Below are 18,345 nucleotides of genomic sequence, written 5' to 3' on the forward strand. Positions count from 1 at the left end.
GCGGCTAATCTGGAAGGCATGGTTACCCGCGCTCCGCTCGTTCCCGGCAGTCCGACTCCCATCCGGGAGGTGCCCGCGTCGATCGAACGACCGGAGTACGTGTGGAAGCCCACGGCGAAGGAAGGCAACGAGCCGTGGGTGCAGACACCCGAGACGATCGAGAAGATGCGACTGGCGTCGAAGATCGCCGCGCAGGCCCTCGTAGAGGCCGGTAAGGCCGTCGCGCCCGGCGTGACCACCGACGAGATCGACCGCATCGCGCACGAGTACATGTGCGACCACGGCGCATATCCGTCGACGCTGGGCTACCGCGGCTTCACCAAGTCGTGCTGCACTTCGCTCAACGAGGTCATCTGCCACGGCATCCCGGATTCGACCGTCATCGAGGACGGCGACATCGTCAACATCGACGTCACCGCCTACATCGACGGTGTCCACGGCGACACCAACGCGACCTTCCTCGCCGGCGACGTCTCCGAGGAGGCCCGCCTGCTGGTCGAGCGCACCCGTGAGGCCACGATGCGCGGAATCAAGGCGGTCAAGCCGGGACGCGCGCTCAACGTCATCGGCCGGGTGATCGAGTCCTACGCCAATCGCTTCGGTTACGGCGTGGTGCGGGACTTCACCGGGCACGGGATCGGCGAAACCTTCCACAACGGTCTGGTGATCCTGCACTACGACCGGCCCGACATCGACACGATCATCGAGCCCGGCATGGTGTTCACCATCGAGCCGATGATCAATCTCGGGACTCCCGACTACGAGATCTGGGACGACGGCTGGACCGTCGTCACCAAGGATCGCAAGTGGACCGCGCAGTTCGAGCACACCATCGTCGTCACCGACACCGGCAGCGAGATCCTCACACTTCCCTGATCCGCGACGTCTTCTGCCCGAGCGAGGCGCCTCGGGCGGCCGCGGCGTCGGGCAGGATCGACAGCCGTCCGTCGTGTACTTCGGCGACTCGATCGGCTCCGGCCAGATGTGCCCGGTCGTGCGTGACGAGAACCGTGGAGGTGGCCCTTTCGCGGGTCAGCCGGGTGATCAGTTCGACGATCGCCATGCCCCGTTCCTGATCGAGTGCGCTGGTCGGCTCGTCGACGAGAAGCACGGTCGGTTCGTTCATCAGGGCACGCGCGATGTTGACCCGTTGGCGTTGACCACCGGACAGGCTGTGCGGCCGACGATCCGCTTGATCTGCCATCCCCACCGAATCGAGCAAGGTCATCGCGTCGGAAACGGCTCTTCCGAGCGGCCGTCCGTCGATCCACGCCATCACCTGGAGTTGCTCGACGGCGGTGAGCGAGGGCACCAGATTGGGCTGCTGGAAAACGATCCCGATCCTGCGTCGGCGCAACTCTGCGAGATGGTCGCGGGACATGCCTGCCGTGTCGGCGTCGGCGATCACGACCGTGCCGGAGTCTGGGGTGATCAGCGTCGCCGCCACGGCGAGCAGGCTGGACTTTCCGGATCCGGAGGGTCCGAGCACGGCGGTCACCGTGCCGGGCGGCACGTCGAGGTTCACGCGGTCGAGCGCAAGCACACGGTCCTCGCCATCGGCGTAGGTGAGGGAGACATCGGTCAAGGTCAGACTCATCGGGCACTTCCCAGGGCAGTGAGGGGATCGACGGAGGTGATGCGACGAACTGCGAGCGCGGCACCGAGGGAACCGAGCACGATCATCACGGCGGCCGGCGTAAGGATCGTGGCGGGCGTCAGGACGAACGGAACCGCTCCGGACACGGCGGCACCCACCGAAGCGGCCAGTAGCGTGCCGAGCGCGGTACCACCGGTGAGGACGACCAGGGCTTGACCTAGCGCATCGCGTACCAGGCGGGCGGGGGTGGCCCCCAGCGCCTGGAGTACTGCGATGTCGCCGCTCCGCTGGATCGTCCAGACGGTGAAGAACGCGCCGATGACGAGTGCGGAGATGACGAACAGGAAACCGCGCATCAGCTGGAGTGAGCCGTTCTCGGAACTGTACGAGCCGATGGCCGATACGGACTCGTCTCTCGCGACCGTCTTCGTCCCCGCGAGACGATCGGCCGCTGTCTCGTCGAAGTCCGCCGTCGTCCGCAGTGCGGCGACAGTGGCGGCCGATCCACCGGCCCCGGCCGATGCGATCTCGTTCCACACCGAGAGATCGACCCAGGCCACCGGCATGTGAGCGAAGGACACATCGCCGTCCACGGCGGCGACTGTCAGTTCGTGCCCGCCCAGATCGACGCGATCGCCGGGTGAGAGGTCGAGGTCACCGGCTGCGGCGGGAGACAACACCACGGCCCGGTCGTCGACTGCTTCGTCGCCGGGAACGAGGGGAGAACCGGACCGCACACCGAATGCGGCTACGGTGAGCTGTGCGCCGTCGGTGACCAGCCGGGCAGAGGAAATGCCCAGTGGCTCGGCGCTCGTCACCCCGTCGATGGCGGACAACTGCTGCAATTGTCGTTCCGTGACGATCGAATCCGCATACGACAGATCCTTGCCCGGCGCGGGGGCGTCGAATGCGATGCGATCGGCAGGCAGGGTGGTGATCGCCGAGATGTTCTGGTGGGCGAGGCCTGCGGTCAGGCCGGACAGCAGTCCGACCAGCAGAGTGATCAATACGACGACGGTTCCCATCAGGGCGAAGCGACCCTTTGCGAACCGGAGGTCTCTCCAGGCAACGAACACTGGTCGGACTGCTTTCTCGTGGGGACGTGTACGTCTTCCACTGTCGTCTTGCTGGAGGGGCCGGGCATCTGGCCGGAGTGCGGTCTTCTCCGGCCGGAAAACACACGTCGAGTTGTATCTTTCGACCGATGTCCCGGCGTCCTCCCGCCCGTAGGCTGGATGGACTGTGAACACGTTGACCCCCACCGTTCGAATCCTGGCGTGGTGCCTGCACGCGCTGGTGGTGGCACTGCTCGGGTTGGCGGTTGTCCGGGCGTTCGCGGATTCGGCACCGGACGCACGCGCCGTCGCCGTCGCGGCCGCAGTGACCGCGGTGACCTACGGACTCGGACCACTGTTGCCGATCGTCGGTCGTTCGTACGGGGCAGCCGTACTGTGGCTCTCCGCGGTGGGGGCGGTCTGGCTGGTGCTGCTGACGATCTCGGCCGAGGCCGTTTGGGTGGCATTCCCGCTCTACTTCGTGCAGCTCCATCTGTTACCCCGGCGCAGTGGGCTCGTCGCCGTTCTGCTGACCACGCTGGCGGCGGTAGTGGGATTCTCGATCCACCAGGGAGCCTTCACGCCGGCCACCGCCATCGGGCCGTCGCTCGGTGCGGCGGTGGCGGTGGCTGTGGTGTGGGCTTATCAGACCTTGTACCGCGAGAGCGAGCAGCGCCGGATGCTGATCGACGAGCTGACGGCCACCCGTGCCGATCTTGCTGCCGCCCAGCACAGTGCCGGAGTCCTGGAAGAACGAGAGCGCCTCGCCCGCGAGATCCACGACACGCTCGCACAGGGGTTGTCGAGCATTCAGTTGTTGCTGCGTGCGGCCGAACGTGCCATGCCCGAGCGTCTGGATGCCGCCGCCGGGTACATCGGCCAGGCGCGCGCAGCGGCAGTGGACAATCTCGGGGAGGCGCGGCGTTTCGTGGCGGCGCTTACTCCGCCGGGGCTGGACGGCACCACGTTGGCGGGTGCTCTCGAGCGGTTGTGCGCCACGACCTCGGGCCGGCATCCGATCGTCGCGCGGTTCCATCTACGCGGTACACCGATCGCTCTGCCCACTGCGTACGAAGTCGCACTGCTGCGTGTCGTGCAGTCGGCTCTGGCCAACTCCGTCCGCCATTCCGGGGCCGCTACTGTCGATGTCACCCTCGGTTTCGACGAGCAGGAGGTCGTGGTGGACATCGTCGACGACGGCAGCGGTTTCGATCCGGATTCCGTGCCGGTTCCCGGACCCGAGCGCGGGGGGTTCGGCCTGGCAGCGATGAGGGCCCGAACGCATGCCCTCGGCGGCGCCTTCGTGGTCCGGTCCGCCCCTGGCGAGGGCACCACTGTCAGCGCCCGGCTACCTCGTCCACCCGAGCCATCGGAGAGTCGGCCGTGACCACAACCCCGATCCGCGTACTGCTTGCCGACGACCATCCGGTGGTGCGGGCAGGACTGCGCGCCGTCCTCGAGACCGAACCCGGGATCGAAGTCGTGGCGGAAGCGGCAACAGCCGAGGACGCTGTACTCCGAGCCGCAGACCCCGACATCGACGTCGTCGTGATGGACCTGCAGTTCGGCCGCGGCCGGATGTCGGGCGCGGAAGCCACCGGCGCGATCACATCTCGGCCCGACGCCCCACGTGTCGTGATAGTCACCACCTACGGCACCGATGCCGACACGCTGCCGGCGATCGAGGCCGGTGCCACCGGATACCTGCTCAAGGACGCGCCGCCCGACGAACTCGCCGCGGCGATCCGTACTGCGGCCCACGGTCGCACGACACTCGCCCCGTCCGTCGCCGACCGGCTCGTCGATCGCCTCCGTGCTCCGGACGTCGCCCTGACGAAGCGGGAAGTGGAGGTGCTCGGACTGGTCGCGGAAGGATTGTCGAACCAGCGTATTGCCGAGCGGCTGCATCTGACCGAGGGCACGGTGAAATCTCACCTGGCCCGTGTCTATACCAAGCTCGGGGTCGATTCCCGTACGGCAGCAGTCGCGGCGGCCACCGAGCGTGGTTACATCCGCAGCCGACCGTGAACGGGCACCAGTCCGGAGAACACGCGAGGCGGTCCGCCGGGGCCGAATGCGTCACTGCTCCGTGTAGCTGATCGAGTCCTACGCCAATCGCTTCGGTTACGGCGTCGTGCGGGACTTCACCGGGCTCACCCTGCCGTGACCATTCAAGGTGCGGCTTTCCGGACCACCTGCCAGGTCGCGCCCATACACACCGCAGCGACCAGCACGGGGAGCACCACCAGGGTCGTGGCCGGCGACGCCTCGGCGAACCACGACCACAGCGCCGACCACGATCCGGTCCACGTCACGAGGATCGCGGCGAGACCGCCGAGCACGACGACGGACGCGGTGGCCGTCAGCAGACCCGTTGCGCGCCAACGGTGCTGGATGGCGCCAGCGAACATCGTCAGCGCGATGATCAGGAGCATCGTGGTGAAGAAGCCCAGGAACTGCACCACGGAACTGTCGGTGACGAAACGCAGGATTCCGAACATCCGCATGTTCACACCCCAGCCACCGGTCGCGGCTTCGAGCACCGAGAGGATCTGGAAGACGGCCGAGAACACCGCGGACTGCACCACGGCGATCCACACCATCGACTGCATGTAGTGCGATCGGGTGGAACCGAGACGCAGTGCGAACGAGAACATCTGGGTCATCGCCAGGAGATAGAACGCGATGATGAAGCCGTAGACCGACAGCACGCTCCCGACGACGTTGTACTCGGCACCGGTGTCCACGAGCGAGAAGATCACCCACGGGATGAGGGCCGAGGTGACCAGCAGTCCGACGGGCCACGCGATGAACAGCGGCCACGAGACGAGTTGCAGGCGGGCGACGGACAGGACACGCGCGGGTCCGGTGATGACCGGGGCCGGTAGCGGGGTCGCGGTGGTCACAGCGATGCCTCCTCGTTCGTGGTGGCGGATTCGGGTGTCCGATGGAGATGGACCACGAGGTCCTGGAGCGAGATCGGTTGCACGTCAACCCGTCCGGAGGTGCGGAGAAGTTCGTCCGGGTCTTTTCGGAGGAAGGTCGTGCGGGCGACGCCGCCGAGTCCCTCCGTGTGCAGGACGGTGCTGTCGCCGACCATTCGTGCCACCTCGTCCGCCGGCCCGGTCGCCCGCGCGGCCCGGGTGCGCAGCGTGTCGGTGTCCTCGTCGACGACGAGATGTCCGCGGTCGAGCACGAGGACGTGTTCCAGGAGGTCGGCGGCTTCGTCGATCAGGTGGGTCGACAACACGACGGTGCGCGGCCGCTCGGCGTAGTCGAGCAGCAGTTCGTCGTAGAACATCTGCCGGGCGACGGCGTCGAGGCCCAGATACGGTTCGTCGAAGATCGTCACCGGTGCGCGCGACGCGAGGCCCACCACGATGCCCAGCGCGGAACTCATGCCGCGGGAGAGTTTCTTGACCTTGCGACCGCAGGGCAGCGCGAACTTCTCGGCCAGTCGTTCCGCGTATGCCCGGTCCCACAGCGGCAGCAGCAGTTCCGCCGATGCGAGCACGTGCCCGACGCGCATGTCGTCGGGATAACGCTGGGTGTCGGCGACGAAGCACAGCTGTTGGAGCACGGTGGTGTTCTCGTACGGATCGGCTCCGAACACCTCGACGTTCCCGGTGGTGGGACGGGTGTGGCCCGCGAGCAGCTGCATCAGGGTGGTCTTGCCGGCACCGTTGCGGCCGAGCAGGCCGTAGATCGTGTTCCGGTGCAGTGTGAAGTCGGCGTCCGTGAGGGCGGCGACGTCCCCGAACTGCATGCCGAGGTGACGTGCGCGGACGACAGGCGAGGTGATGGTCATCTGCGCTCCCGTGTGTCGAGCATGGACTTGAGCTCGTCGATGTCGATTCCGAGTTTCTCGGCCTCGACGACGAGCGGGACGACGTACTGCCGGGCGAACCGATCCCGTCGGCGGGCGACCAGTTTGTCGCGCGCGCCGGTGGTGACGAACATGCCGATTCCTCGCTTCTTGTAGAGGATTCCCTCGGCTACCAGGGCGTTGAGCCCCTTCGCCGCCGTGGCCGGATTGATGCGGTGAAAGGCAGCAAGTTCGTTCGTGGAGGGAACCTGCGCCTCTTCCTCCAGGCTTCCGTCGACAATCGAGTTCTCGATGATCTCGGCGATCTGCCGGAAGAGAGGCTTGCCGTCGTCGTTCAGCACGACGCCCCTGAACCCGAAGGCAGGTGCATCGGTTCATTACTCATGTAATGAACCATAGGACCTGATCGTCGCTACCGCAAGAGCCGGTGCACGTACCGCGGCCATGTAGCGTTTTGCGCATGGACTCGAGGACGGTGACCACCCCCGGTGGCGACGTGCAGGTACGTATCGGCGGCCCCGAAAGTCGTTACACGGTATTACTGTTCCCCGACGCGGGGGAGAACGCGGACGTCTACGACATCGTGTGCGAGCGACTGCACAACTCCGACCTGCGGACGGTCGTGGTGGAGAAGATCGAAGGTCTCACCCCTGCCGATGTGTTCCCCCTGCTGGACAAACTCGCGCTCCCCTGGGTCCACCTGGCCGGCAGTGGAGCCGGCGCCGAACTCGCGTGGGCGGTGGCTGCAGGGCGATTCGGACGTTTCGCAAGCCTCGTGGTCGCCGACCGCGGCCACCCGGCCGTCCCCGATCTCGACGGCACGGTTCGCGACGCTTCGGCTCCGCCCGCGGAGGTGCCCACGACGATAGTGGTCGGCAGCTCGCGGCGCCGACCCGAAGCCGACGCTTCCATGCGGTACGTGACCGGGGAGTTCCGCGTGGTCGAACTCGACGGGGTGAGCAATGTGCCGGCGCAGGCGCCCACCGACTTCGCGTCCGCGATCGCGCTGCGTACCGGCAGCTGGTGAGGCGCGTGTCGCCGGTAGTCCGAGCAGGACTACCGGCGACACGGCGCGAGGCGGAGGCTCAGAGGCCCAGCAGCGCGTTCTCCACGAGCTCGGGCAGAGCCGGGTGGATCCAGTACTGGCCCGTGGCCATCTTCCGGGCGGGCAGCCCGAACGACATCGCCTGGATGAGCGGCTGGATCACCGTCGACGCCTGTGCGCCGATGATGTGGGCACCGAGCAGCAGGCCCGTCGACCGGTCGGCGATCAGCTTGCAGAAGCCCTCGGTGTCCTCCATCGCCCAGCCGTAGGCGACGTTCCCGTAGTCCTGGATCTTGACGGAGATGTCGTGACCCGCGGCGCGCGCCTCGGCCTCGGTGAGACCGACGGTCGCGATCTGGGGGTCGGTGAACACGGCGGAGGGCACGAAGCGATGATCCGTTCGCTGCAGCCCGGCGGTGTCCCCGCTCCACGCCGCGTGCAACAGATTGTGCTGCACGACCCGCGCTTCGTGGTTGGCGACGTGCTTGAGCTGATAGGGCGAGGAGACGTCGCCGAGAGCGAACACACCTGGAGCGGTGGTCCGCTGGAACTCGTCGACCACGATTCGCCCCCGCGCATCGAGTTCGATACCGGCAGCGGAGGCGTCGAGGAGATCGCCGTTGGGCTGCCGACCGGTCGCGACGAGGAGGGCATCGCCGCTCACGATCGTGCCGTCGGCGAGTTCGACCTCGACGCCGTCACCGAGGGGACGGAAGACGCGAGCGGGGTTGGCGAGGTGAACATCCCACTTGGCGGTGGCGAGTGCCGTGAACCGCTCGGAGACATCGGCGTCGAGGTGTCGCAGCAGTCGATCGGTGCGTGCGATCACCGACACCCGGGTGCCCAGCGCGGAGAAGACGTGCGCGAACTCCATCGCGATGAAACCGGTCCCGAGGATCACCATCGACTCGGGCAGCTTCGGCAGGCGCATGATGTCGTCGCTCGTGTGGAATCTCACGCCGGCGTCGAGCACTTCTCGCGGGATCGTGGGACGTGAGCCGGCTGCGACGACGACCTGATCGGCGGTGATCACCTCTCCGGTTCCGGTGTCGAGGCTGCGCTCGCCGACGAAACGCGCGTGGCCGTCGTAGACGGTGACGTTCGCGCAGTCCTCCCGGCGGTAGCGCTCACCACCGGCGGCGATGGGGTCGATACGGCCGAAGACGCGGTCGACGATGTCGTTCCAACGCACACCGTCGACCGAGGCGTCGATGCCGTACTTCGCGGCATTCCGGATCGTGTGGGCGACGTCCGCGGCGTAGACGTACATCTTCGTGGGGATACAGCCGACGTTGAGGCAGGTGCCTCCGAAGGTGCTCTCTTCGAGGAGGGCGACGCGCATACCGTCGTAACGTTCGTCGAGGATCGAGTTCCCCGAGCCTGTGCCGATGATCGCCAGGTCGTAGTGGCTCACGCGTGCTCTCCCATGGTTCGCTGCAGTACTGAAACGGTGTTGTCGGCCGACGCGTCCGCCGCTGAGCCGGAACCGGCGGACTCGTCGGCCTCGGCTGCACCGTCCAACCACGCCAGCCACAGGTCCAATTCCCGGAAGGCTTCTGCCAGCGGGCCGGGTGTGGACAGGAACACATCATGGCGGGCCCCACCGATGGGCACGATCGTCGTGCGGTCGCCGAGACATCCCGCCCACCGCGCGATCTGACGGACGTCGAGCACTGCATCGACCGTGTCGATGGTCGAGTCGTAGCGCGGCGCGGAGCGCGATGCGCCGGACCTCAGGATCAGTGATGGCACGCCGATATCGAGACCGCGGTGCAGCGCCGCGTGGCCGCGCCGGACGGCGCGCAGCCAGCCGAATCTGATGGGGAAGCCGGTGAGCGGCTTCCAGTCGAGGTCGTAACGCCAGCCGTCGCGCTGCAGACTGCGACCGTAGGTGTCGGGTTTCGGGAGCGGGATCATCGCCCGCGGCGCGATTCGGCCGACGAGGTCGATGAGTGCGGTCCCCACGTTCCGCAGATAGGACGGGCCCTGCAGGTCGAACCACGGACTGTTCAGGACGAGTCCCCGGATGCCCGCCGCGGCCGTACCGCCGGGTCGCCGGCCGAGTCGGTCGAGCCACAGGGGCAGCACGAGCCCGCCGGTCGAGTGTGCCGCGAGCAGCACACCGCCGCCGACCTCGCTGCGGACCACGCGCAGCGCCTCGTCGAGCTCGAGGTCGTAGTAGGAGAGATCGGTGACGAAGTGAGGAGTGTGCCCGGGGGCGCGCGAACGGCCGCACTTGCGCAGGTCCAGCGCGAAGAACCGGTAGCCCCGCGCCGCGAAGTGCTCGGCGAGGTGCTGCTGGAAGAAGTAATCGGTGAATCCGTGGACGTAGAGCACCGCGCGGTCGGGGAGCTCGGTGGATGTCGGCTGGTATCGCACCAGGGTCGCGGAGATCTCCCCTTCACCGTCGGGGTCGGTGCCGAGGGGCAGTTCCAGCTGCTCGTAGCCGTCTCCCAGGACGTCAGGACGCCAAGTAGTCACTATCACACCCTAGGTGTGTTCGCCGGGTACCGCTCATGGGTACACAATGAGGTGAAATGAAACGCCGGACGACGCGCGGGTAACCTGTCGGTCGCATTCGCGCGCCGCGTTGCGGGATACTCACGTGAGACGCTACGGCGATACCAGGCGGCGCGTGCGAACCAGACAAGGAAGTCGATACCCCAGTGTCAGAGAACGTTGTAGCGAAAACCGACGTAGTGCTCGTGGGGGCTGGCATCATGAGCGCCACCCTCGGGGCGTTGTTGCGCCAGGTGCAGCCCGACTGGTCGATCACCGCATTCGAGCGGCTCGACGCAGCAGCGGCCGAGAGCAGCGACCCGTGGAACAACGCCGGTACCGGCCACTCCGCGCTGTGTGAGCTCAACTACACCCCCGCCAAGCCCGGTGGCTCTGTGGACATCACGAAGGCCGTGAACGTCAACGAGCAGTTCCAGGTTTCGCGACAGTTCTGGGCGTACGCGGTCGACAACGGCATCCTGTCGGACCCGAAGAACTTCATCAATCCTGTTCCGCACGTCAGCTTCGTTCACGGTGCCGACAACGTGAAGTACCTGCGTGCCCGCTACGACGCTCTCGCCGGCCACCCCCTCTTCGAGGGAATGGAGTACACCGAGAGCCCCGAAGTGTTCACCGAGCGCCTGCCCCTCATGGCCGAGGGTCGCGACTTCTCCGATCCGGTCGCGCTGAACTGGACCCAGACCGGCACCGACGTCGATTTCGGTGCGCTCACCAAGCAACTCATCAACCACGTCGCGGCCTCCGGTGGCACGGTCTTCTTCGGCCACGAGGTCACCGACGTGTCCAAGCAGTCCGACGGCAGCTGGATCGTGAAGGTCCGTAACCGCCGTACCGGCGAGTCCCGCAAGGTGCAGGCGAAGTTCGTCTTCGTCGGCGCCGGCGGAGGTGCGCTGCACCTGCTGCAGAAGTCGGGCATCCAGGAGATCAAGGGCTTCGGTGGTTTCCCGGTCTCCGGCGCCTTCCTGCGTTGCATCAACCCCGACGTGATCGCCCGCCACAGCGCGAAGGTGTACGGCAAGGCCGCTGTCGGCGCCCCTCCGATGTCGGTGCCGCACCTCGACACGCGCGTCATCGGGGGCAAGCAGGGTCTGCTGTTCGGCCCCTACGCCGGATGGTCCCCCAAGTTCCTCAAGCAGGGCGGCGTGATGGACCTGCCCAAGTCGGTCAGGCTCGGCAACCTGATGTCGATGCTCGGCGTCGGCGTGACCGAACTCGGCCTGGTGAAGTACCTCGTCGGAGAGCTCACCCAGTCGCCCGCCGACCGCATCGGCACCCTCGCCGAGTTCGCGCCCCAGGCTCGCCTCGAGGACTGGGAACTCATCGTCGCCGGCCAGCGTGTGCAGGTCATCCGCCGCAAGGGCGCGGGTGGTGTTCTCGAGTTCGGTACGGCTGTGGTCAATGCGGCGGACGGTTCGATCGCGGGTCTGCTCGGCGCCTCTCCGGGTGCTTCGACCGCCGTCCCGGCCATGCTCGATGTTCTCGAGCGCTGCTTCCCGCAGCAGTGGGCGGGCTGGCAGACCAAGCTCCGTGAGATGGTCCCGTCGCTCGGGGTCAAGCTGTCCGACAACCCCGATCTGTTCCGTCAGGTCTGGGATCACAGCACGAAGTCCCTGCAGCTCGATGTCGATGCCGACACCGTGCCCGAGACGCGCGCCGAGGCCGCGGCCGTCTGACCCGATCACTGCACCTGTGGCCCGAGGCTGTGCCCGGGCCACAGGTGTCCTGAAGGTGGGTCCGGCCGGCGGATTCGCCCCGAAACGAGAAATGGGGAGATGCCCGTGTCCGCTGCCGCAGAGGACGAGACCAGCTACCTGGTCGGACTCGATCTCCGCGGGCGCCGCGTCGTGGTCGTCGGGGGAGGCAGCGTCGCCCAGCGACGCCTCGGTCTGCTCGTCGCCTCCGGGGCACGGGTCCACGTGGTCACCCGCGCCGCCACACCCGTGATCGAGAGCATGGCGGCGAAGGGCCGAATCTCGCTCGAGCTGCGCGACTACCGCGACGGTGACCTCGACGGTGCGTGGTACGCGATGGCGTGCACGGACGAGCCCGGCACCAACGCGTCCGTCGTCGCCGAGGCCGAACGCAACCGGATCTTCTGCGTCCGCGCGGACAGCGCACGGCACGGCAGCGCCGTCACCCCCGCGACGGCACGCTACGACGGCCTCGCCGTGGGCGTTCTCGCCGGCGGCGACCACCGCAGGTCCGCCGCGGTCCGCACCTCCATCCGCGACGCGCTCGCCGGCGCAGCGGTCTCCGAATTCGACGACGCCGCGCCCAAGCCGGTCGGCGTCGCGCTGGTCGGTGGAGGTCCAGGCGATCCCGACCTGATCACCGTGCGGGGCCGACGCCTTCTCGCCCGCGCGGACGTCGTCGTCGCCGACCATCTGGCTCCGCAGGAATTGCTCGCCGAACTCGATCACCACGTCGAGGTGATCGACGCCGCGAAGCTCCCGTACGGACGTGCCATGGCCCAGCAGGCCATCAACGACATCCTCGTCGACCGCGCCCGGGCGGGTAAGTTCGTCGTCCGGCTCAAGGGCGGCGACCCCTACGTCTTCGGGCGGGGCTACGAGGAACTCGAGGCCTGCACGGCGGCCGGAGTGCCCGTCACGGTGGTCCCCGGCATCACCAGCGCGATCTCGGTGCCCTCCGCTGCCGGTATCCCGGTCACGCATCGCGGCGTGACGCACGAGTTCGTCGTCGCCAGCGGACACGTCGCACCCGACCATCCCGACTCGCTCACCGACTGGGACGCGCTCGCCAAGCTCCGCGGCACTCTGGTCCTGCTCATGGCCGTCGAACGCATCGATCGGTTCGCCGGCGCCCTGATCGCCGGAGGGCGCCCGGCGGACACGCCGGTGGTCGTCGTGCAGGAAGGCACGCTGCGCAGCCAGCGTGTGGTGCGCGCCGAACTGGCCACCGTGGCACAGCGCGTCCGGGACGAGAACGTCCGTCCGCCCGCGATCGTGGTGATCGGTCCGGTGGCCGGTTTCGGGGACGATCCGGGAACCGGATCCGTACCGGACGGTGGGTAAGGTCGAGTCACGTGGCAACTACCTCGAACCCCTCGACCACCCGCGTGGTCGCTCTGGCCATGCTCGTCCTGAGCGGTCTCCAGCTGATGGTCGTGCTCGACGGCACCGTCGCGAATCTCGCGCTCGCGCCGCTGCAGAGAGATCTGGGATTGTCGGATGCCGGCCGCAACTGGGTTCTCACCTCGTACGCTCTCGCGTTCGGCGGCCTCATGCTGCTCGGCGGTCGACTCGGCGACAGCTACGGCCGCAAACGCATGTTCATGACGGGGGTGGGGTTGTTCACCCTCGCGTCCCTGCTGTGCGGGCTGGCGACCAACGAAGAGATGCTCATCGGGGCGCGCGCACTCCAGGGCGTCGGCGCGGCGATCGCGTCGCCGACCGCGCTGGCGCTCGTCGCGACGACCTTCGCCGCAGGCCCTGCGCGTAACCGTGCCATCGCGGTCTTCGCCGCGATGACCGGAGTCGGCTCCATCGCAGGACTCATCCTCGGCGGTGCGCTCACCCAGGTCTCGTGGCGCTGGATCTTCCTCATCAACGTGCCGATCGGTGTGCTGATCGTCGTTCTCGCCGCGATCGCGTTGCGCGAGACCACGTCCGAACGGCTCTCCCTCGACGTGCCCGGTGCGGTGCTCGCCACGCTCGGATGTACGGGTGTGGTCTTCGGTCTCACCGAGGGCCCCGAACTCGGCTGGGCGAGCCCTGCAGTGATCGGTGCGCTCGTCGCAGGATTCGTGTTGCTCGGGTTGTTCCTGCTCGTCGAACGGCGCGCCGAGAATCCGCTCCTGCCGTTCGTGCTGTTCCGGAACAAGAACCGAGTCGCGACCTTCGTGGCGATCTTCTTCGCCGGCGCGGTGATGTTCAGTCTCGCGGCCTTCGTCGCCCTGTTCGTGCAGGACATCCTCGGCTACAGCCCGCTGGCCGCCGGTCTGGCGTTCGTGCCGTTCGCCTTCGGTCTAGGCGGCGCCGCAGCGGTCTCGTCCAGGCTGGTCGCCCGGATCGAGCCCCGATGGCTGGTGGTCACGGGATCGACGATCATGACGGCGAGCCTGATGTACGGGTCGACGATGGACGGCAGCGTCCGGTACTTCCCGACTCTGTTCGTGCTGGTTCTCGTCGTCGGCTTCGGTGTCGGCCTCGCCGTGGTGCCGCTGCCGCTGTGCGCGATCTCCGGTGTGGGTCAGCACGAGATCGGACCGCTGTCGGCGATTGCGCAGGTCGCGCAGACCCTCGGCGGGCCGGTCGGTCTCGCGGTGATCGGCGCGATGGCGACCTCGCGGACGATGTCGCTCGGCGGGAGTTCGGGAGCGGTGGCGGACATGACCGCCGCCCAGCTCGTCGCGCAGGGTGAGGGATACATGCTCGCGCTGGTCGGATGTGCCGTCTGCGCGGTGATCGCCGGTGTCGCCGCTCTGTTCATCCGCTTCACGCCCGAAGAGGTGGCCCAGGCGCAGGAAGCCGAGAAGGTGGCCCAGACGTCCTGACCCGCGTGCCCGGTCGCAGCGACGGATGAGCCGGATCATGCCTGCCGTGCGTCATCCCGGGTACCCGCCCGGTCATGCAAGTCGGTGTGCTCGAAAGGTTCAGGTTCGTCGGATCGTGGATCGTCCGCGCCGCCCAGGATGCCGGGCACGAGCGGTACGTCGCCCTGCAGGCACTGCGCTCGACCCTCGCCGCGGTCGTCGCGTGGCTGATCGTCACTGAGGTCTTCCACTTCCAGCAGGCTTTTCTGGCGCCCTACGTCGCGGTCTTCCTGGTCGAGGCAACGGTGCTCCGTTCGTTGGAACAGGCGGCCGTGCAGGTCGGAGCGGTCGTTGCGGGACTGCTGGTCGCCGTGGCCGTGACACGGCTTGTGGAGCCGACGACCGCCGCAGTCGGCATGGCGGTCGCCGTCGGCTACTTCGTGGGGCGCTGGCGACGTTTCGGTGCGAGCGGCATCTGGGTGGCGATCACTGCACTGCTGGTGATCGCGACCGGCGCAGCGGACAGTCCCGTTCTGCTGGGCGAACGCCTCGTGGAGACGATGATCGGGGCGGCGGTGGGGGTGGCGACGACCGCGCTGGTCTTTCCGCCGGTGTACCCGGCCGGCAGGGAGGGTGCCGCGCTCACCGTCGAGCTGCGCGATCTGCTGCGGGACATGGCTGCCGGATGCCGCGAGGGAAGGTCGGAACGCCGCGACTGGGTTCAGCGTGCGCGGGGAATCGACGGTCTCGTCCAGCGTGCCTTCGACGAATCCCGATGGGCACACGAGAGCGCGCGGCTGAACCCTCGCCCCGCCGCGGCTCGCGCCGGGGAACGAGCGCGTCGCTGGGACCGGACGTTCGACAATCTGTGGTCGGTGTCCAGTGCGGTGGAGGAACTCGCGCACGCACTGGACCACGTGCTCGGTGACGACGCGGCCGACGCGGGCAACCTGGAGGTGCGGTCGCCGGTGGCAGCGTTGTTCGACGCGCTTGCGTCGATGATCGATGCGGTCGGCGAGGGGCGAGAGGTCGATCCCGACGGGGCGTGCCGCCGTAATCTCACCGATCTCGAGCGGTTCGTCACGGAGTCTCACGACATGGTTCTGACGGCGCGGCTCGGCGTCGTCCTGCACACGGCTCGCCGGATAGCCGCCGCGATGAGCCTCGAGATCAGGTGAGCACGACCAGCTCGGTGGGCGACTCCACCTCGACCCGCAGCCCTGCCTTCGATGCGACCCGCGCGAGCGAACCGATGTCGCTCGGTTCCGCCCGCGTGAGGACCAGGGCGCGGGCGAGCAGACCCTTGTGGTGCTTGTTGAAGTGGCTGACCACCTTGCGGGTGCCGTCCGCCTGCTCTGTGAGCACGGTGGCGGTGACGGCTCCCGGCACGGGGCCGAGCTGCTGGTAGACACCCGAGCGGAGATCCACGACGAGGTCACCGGCGGCCTCGGCGACCAGCACGTCGGTGAGTTCGGGCCGCCACACGGATTTCAGCGTGCCGAATCCGGGCAGTCTGGAGCCCCCGGAGAGGCGATAGGCGGGAATGGGATCGGCGGCCCGGACGGCACCGAACAGTGCGGAGCCGATCCCGAGTCGCCGGAAGGCCTTCTCGCGCTGGGCTGCGGTGAACGTCGCCGCGTCGAGCGCGTCGTACAGCACCCCGGTATAGCGTTCGAGTGCCGGACGGGTGGGGGAGACCCACAACTTTGCGTTGCGTTCGATCTCGTCGGCGCCTTTCGCACCGAGACCGAGGGCTCGGCTCGACTCCTCCGGATCGGCGGCGAGGTCGACGAGCGCCTGCACCAGCATCTCCCGTGTCTCCGTCAGTTGTGGCATCGAGAGGTCGCCGAGATCGAGGGGCCCGTCGTCGCCGCCGTCGGACTTGGTTTCTGAAGGGGGGAGAAGCACCAGCACAAGCGGTAACCGTACCGAGGTCGCTGTCGGGCGCCGTACTCACCGCCGAGGGTGGCCACGGTAGGCTGCAAGGTCGTGATCACCCGCATGTCGCACCTGTTCCTCCGAACCCTCCGAGACGACCCGGCCGATGCCGAGGTCGCCAGCCACAAGTTGCTGGTCCGAGCCGGATACGTGCGACGTATCGCGCCCGGTGTCTACTCGTGGTTACCTCTCGGCCTGAAGGTGCTACGGGAGGTCGAGCGGGTGGTACGCGAGGAGATGAACTCCATCGGTGCGCAGGAGATCGCCCTGCCGGCGCTGCTTCCGCGCGAGCCCTACGAGGCCACGAATCGGTGGACGGAGTACGGCGACAGCCTGTTCCGGCTGCAGGACCGCAAGGGTGGCGACTACCTTCTCGGGCCCACTCACGAGGAGCTGTTCGCGCTCACCGTCAAGGGTGAGTACAACTCCTACAAGGACTTCCCGGTCACGCTGTACCAGATCCAGACGAAGTATCGGGACGAGGAGCGTCCCCGCGCGGGCATCCTCCGCGGGCGCGAGTTCGTGATGAAGGACTCGTACAGTTTCGATCTCACCGACGAAGGTCTGGCCCACTCGTACCGCGCGCACCGCGACGCCTACGAGCGCATCTTCACGCGTCTCGGGATCGAGTACGTGATCGTTTCGGCCACCTCCGGCGCGATGGGTGGCAGCGCCTCCGAAGAATTCCTCGCCGACTCGCCTGCGGGTGAGGACACCTATGTGCGGTGCCTCGAATCCGGCTATGCGGCCAATGTCGAAGCGGTGAAGACCCTGGCGCCGGAGCCGCTGCCCATCGACGGTCAGCCCGAGGCGGTCGTGCACGACACCCCCGACACCCCGACGATCGACACGCTCGTCGCCGCTGCGAGGACGATCCTCGGCCGCGAGGTGAGTGCCGCAGAGACGCTCAAGAACGTCATGGTCAAGGTCCGGCAGCCCGGCGGCGAGTGGGAATTGCTCGGCATCGGTATCCCCGGTGATCGGGAAGTCGACGACAAGCGTCTCGAAGCTTCGCTCGAGCCTGCCGAGGTCGAGCTGCTCACCGAGGCGGATTTCGCCGCGAATCCCTTCCTCGTCAAGGGCTACATCGGCCCGAAGGCCCTCCTCGCGAACGGGGTGCGCTATCTCGTCGATCCCCGCGTGGTGGACGGAACCAGCTGGATCACCGGGGCCGACGAGATGGGCAAGCACGTCTTCGGTCTGGTGGCGGGTCGCGACTTCACACCCGATGGAACGATCGAGGCAGCCGAGGTGCGCGACGGCGATCCGTCGCCGGACGGTGCGGGTCCGCTCGTCTCCGCCCGCGGCATCGAGATCGGTCACGTCTTCCAGCTCGGCCGCAAGTACACCGACGCCTTCGCAGTGGATGTGCTCGGTGAGAACGGCAAGCCCGTCCGCCCGACGATGGGTTCGTACGGTGTGGGCGTGTCGCGTCTCGTCGCGGTGGTCGCCGAACAGCAGCACGACGAGAAGGGGCTGCGCTGGCCTGCGGAGATCGCGCCGTTCGACGTGCACCTGGTGATCGCAAACAAGGACGAGCAGGCACGCGAAGGTGCCGAGAATCTCGCCGAGGAGCTCTCCAACGCGGGCGTGGACGTCCTTCTCGACGACCGGAAGGCGTCGCCCGGCGTCAAGTTCAAGGATTCGGAACTGCTCGGCATGCCGCTGGTCGTCGTGGTCGGACGTGGATTCGCCGACGGGAAGGTCGAGGTCCGCGATCGGTTCTCCGGCGATGCGGACGAGATCCCGATCGGAGAGGTGGTCCAGCACATCCTCTCCCGCTGACCGCATCTGCCGATGCCCTCGCACCCCGGTGCGAGGGCATCGCTGTATCTGGACGAAGGGGGCAATGTACGCCGCCAATAGGTA

Annotated in this window: 17 protein-coding genes and 1 pseudogene; 10 read left to right on the forward strand and 8 right to left on the reverse strand. The window is 67.6% G+C overall.

Features of this window, described 5'->3' with window-relative positions; all coding sequences use genetic code 11:
• Positions 1-18 precede the first annotated feature (18 nt).
• Positions 19-876: a type I methionyl aminopeptidase gene (gene map, locus ABZ789_RS00840; protein ID WP_358417543.1), complete on the forward strand. Its 858-nt coding sequence runs from the start codon at positions 19-21 to the stop codon at positions 874-876.
• Here the strand turns inward: map and ABZ789_RS00845 are convergent.
• Together ABZ789_RS00845 and ABZ789_RS00850 are read right to left on the reverse strand one after the other, a co-directional pair.
• Positions 863-1,597, reverse strand: coding sequence for an ABC transporter ATP-binding protein (locus ABZ789_RS00845; RefSeq protein WP_358417546.1), 735 nt, complete (start codon positions 1,595-1,597; stop codon positions 863-865). The two genes, map and ABZ789_RS00845, sit on opposite strands and share 14 nt — an antisense overlap.
• The gene (locus tag ABZ789_RS00850; RefSeq protein ID WP_358417549.1) at positions 1,594-2,622 is read right to left on the reverse strand and encodes an ABC transporter permease; all 1,029 of its coding nucleotides are present in this window, start codon (positions 2,620-2,622) and stop codon (positions 1,594-1,596) included. Before ABZ789_RS00850 ends, ABZ789_RS00845 begins: the two co-directional genes overlap by 4 nt.
• Before the next feature lie 217 nt (positions 2,623-2,839).
• On the opposite strand from ABZ789_RS00850, the gene ABZ789_RS00855 reads away from it, so the two are divergent.
• The 3 genes and pseudogenes from ABZ789_RS00855 to ABZ789_RS00865 all read left to right on the forward strand — a co-directional run.
• On the forward strand, positions 2,840-4,039 hold the full coding sequence (locus ABZ789_RS00855) for a sensor histidine kinase (protein ID WP_358417552.1): 1,200 nt from the start codon (positions 2,840-2,842) through the stop codon (positions 4,037-4,039).
• On the forward strand, positions 4,036-4,680 hold the full coding sequence (locus ABZ789_RS00860) for a response regulator transcription factor (protein ID WP_358417555.1): 645 nt from the start codon (positions 4,036-4,038) through the stop codon (positions 4,678-4,680). The genes ABZ789_RS00855 and ABZ789_RS00860 overlap by 4 nt, the downstream gene beginning before the upstream one ends.
• 25 nt (positions 4,681-4,705) lie before the next feature.
• A pseudogene (locus ABZ789_RS00865) lies at positions 4,706-4,804 on the forward strand (type I methionyl aminopeptidase); the annotation flags it as partial.
• A gap of 19 nt (positions 4,805-4,823) precedes the next feature.
• On the opposite strand, the gene ABZ789_RS00870 reads toward ABZ789_RS00865, so the two are convergent.
• The 3 genes from ABZ789_RS00870 to ABZ789_RS00880 are packed head-to-tail and all read right to left on the reverse strand — an operon-like array spanning position 4,824 to position 6,816.
• Positions 4,824-5,558: a hypothetical protein gene (locus ABZ789_RS00870; RefSeq protein WP_358417558.1), complete on the reverse strand. Its 735-nt coding sequence runs from the start codon at positions 5,556-5,558 to the stop codon at positions 4,824-4,826.
• A complete protein-coding gene (locus tag ABZ789_RS00875; RefSeq protein WP_358417561.1) occupies positions 5,555-6,460 on the reverse strand; it encodes an ABC transporter ATP-binding protein in 906 nt (301 codons plus the stop codon). The genes ABZ789_RS00870 and ABZ789_RS00875 overlap by 4 nt, the downstream gene beginning before the upstream one ends.
• Positions 6,457-6,816, reverse strand: a complete 360-nt coding sequence (locus ABZ789_RS00880; RefSeq protein ID WP_358418186.1) for a GntR family transcriptional regulator — start codon at positions 6,814-6,816, stop codon at positions 6,457-6,459. The genes ABZ789_RS00875 and ABZ789_RS00880 overlap by 4 nt, the downstream gene beginning before the upstream one ends.
• A 122-nt stretch (positions 6,817-6,938) precedes the next feature.
• Here ABZ789_RS00880 and ABZ789_RS00885 point away from each other — a divergent pair, with 122 nt between their 5' ends.
• Positions 6,939-7,505, forward strand: coding sequence for an alpha/beta hydrolase (locus ABZ789_RS00885; protein ID WP_358417564.1), 567 nt, complete (start codon positions 6,939-6,941; stop codon positions 7,503-7,505).
• Positions 7,506-7,563: 58 nt separating this feature from the next.
• Here ABZ789_RS00885 and mtr read toward each other — a convergent pair whose 3' ends face one another.
• Positions 7,564-8,937: a mycothione reductase gene (gene mtr / locus ABZ789_RS00890; RefSeq protein WP_358417566.1), complete on the reverse strand. Its 1,374-nt coding sequence runs from the start codon at positions 8,935-8,937 to the stop codon at positions 7,564-7,566.
• Positions 8,934-10,004 carry an alpha/beta hydrolase gene (locus ABZ789_RS00895; RefSeq protein WP_358417569.1) on the reverse strand — a complete coding sequence of 357 codons (1,071 nt, stop codon included), beginning with the start codon at positions 10,002-10,004 and terminating at the stop codon, positions 8,934-8,936. Before ABZ789_RS00895 ends, mtr begins: the two co-directional genes overlap by 4 nt.
• A gap of 185 nt (positions 10,005-10,189) precedes the next feature.
• Here ABZ789_RS00895 and mqo point away from each other — a divergent pair, with 185 nt between their 5' ends.
• From mqo to ABZ789_RS00915, 4 genes are all read left to right on the forward strand, one after another.
• Positions 10,190-11,716 carry a malate dehydrogenase (quinone) gene (gene mqo, locus ABZ789_RS00900; RefSeq protein ID WP_358417572.1) on the forward strand — a complete coding sequence of 509 codons (1,527 nt, stop codon included), beginning with the start codon at positions 10,190-10,192 and terminating at the stop codon, positions 11,714-11,716.
• Between the two features lie 99 nt (positions 11,717-11,815).
• Positions 11,816-13,078, forward strand: coding sequence for a uroporphyrinogen-III C-methyltransferase (gene cobA, locus ABZ789_RS00905; RefSeq protein WP_358417575.1), 1,263 nt, complete (start codon positions 11,816-11,818; stop codon positions 13,076-13,078).
• 11 nt (positions 13,079-13,089) lie between these two features.
• The gene (locus tag ABZ789_RS00910; RefSeq protein ID WP_358417578.1) at positions 13,090-14,559 is read left to right on the forward strand and encodes an MFS transporter; all 1,470 of its coding nucleotides are present in this window, start codon (positions 13,090-13,092) and stop codon (positions 14,557-14,559) included.
• A gap of 74 nt (positions 14,560-14,633) precedes the next feature.
• Positions 14,634-15,716 (forward strand): FUSC family protein, encoded by a 1,083-nt coding sequence (locus ABZ789_RS00915; protein WP_358417581.1) that lies wholly within the window; start codon positions 14,634-14,636, stop codon positions 15,714-15,716.
• Here ABZ789_RS00915 and yaaA read toward each other — a convergent pair.
• The gene (gene yaaA / locus ABZ789_RS00920) at positions 15,709-16,452 is read right to left on the reverse strand and encodes a peroxide stress protein YaaA (RefSeq protein ID WP_358417584.1); all 744 of its coding nucleotides are present in this window, start codon (positions 16,450-16,452) and stop codon (positions 15,709-15,711) included. The genes ABZ789_RS00915 and yaaA overlap by 8 nt on opposite strands.
• A 75-nt stretch (positions 16,453-16,527) precedes the next feature.
• Here yaaA and ABZ789_RS00925 point away from each other — a divergent pair, with 75 nt between their 5' ends.
• On the forward strand, positions 16,528-18,261 hold the full coding sequence (locus ABZ789_RS00925; RefSeq protein ID WP_358417587.1) for a proline--tRNA ligase: 1,734 nt from the start codon (positions 16,528-16,530) through the stop codon (positions 18,259-18,261).
• The last annotated feature ends 84 nt before the right edge of the window (positions 18,262-18,345 follow it).

The sequence above is a fragment of the Rhodococcus sp. NPDC047139 genome, assembly GCF_040643435.1.
In the GTDB taxonomy this organism is placed as follows: Bacteria; Actinomycetota; Actinomycetes; order Mycobacteriales; family Mycobacteriaceae; genus Rhodococcus.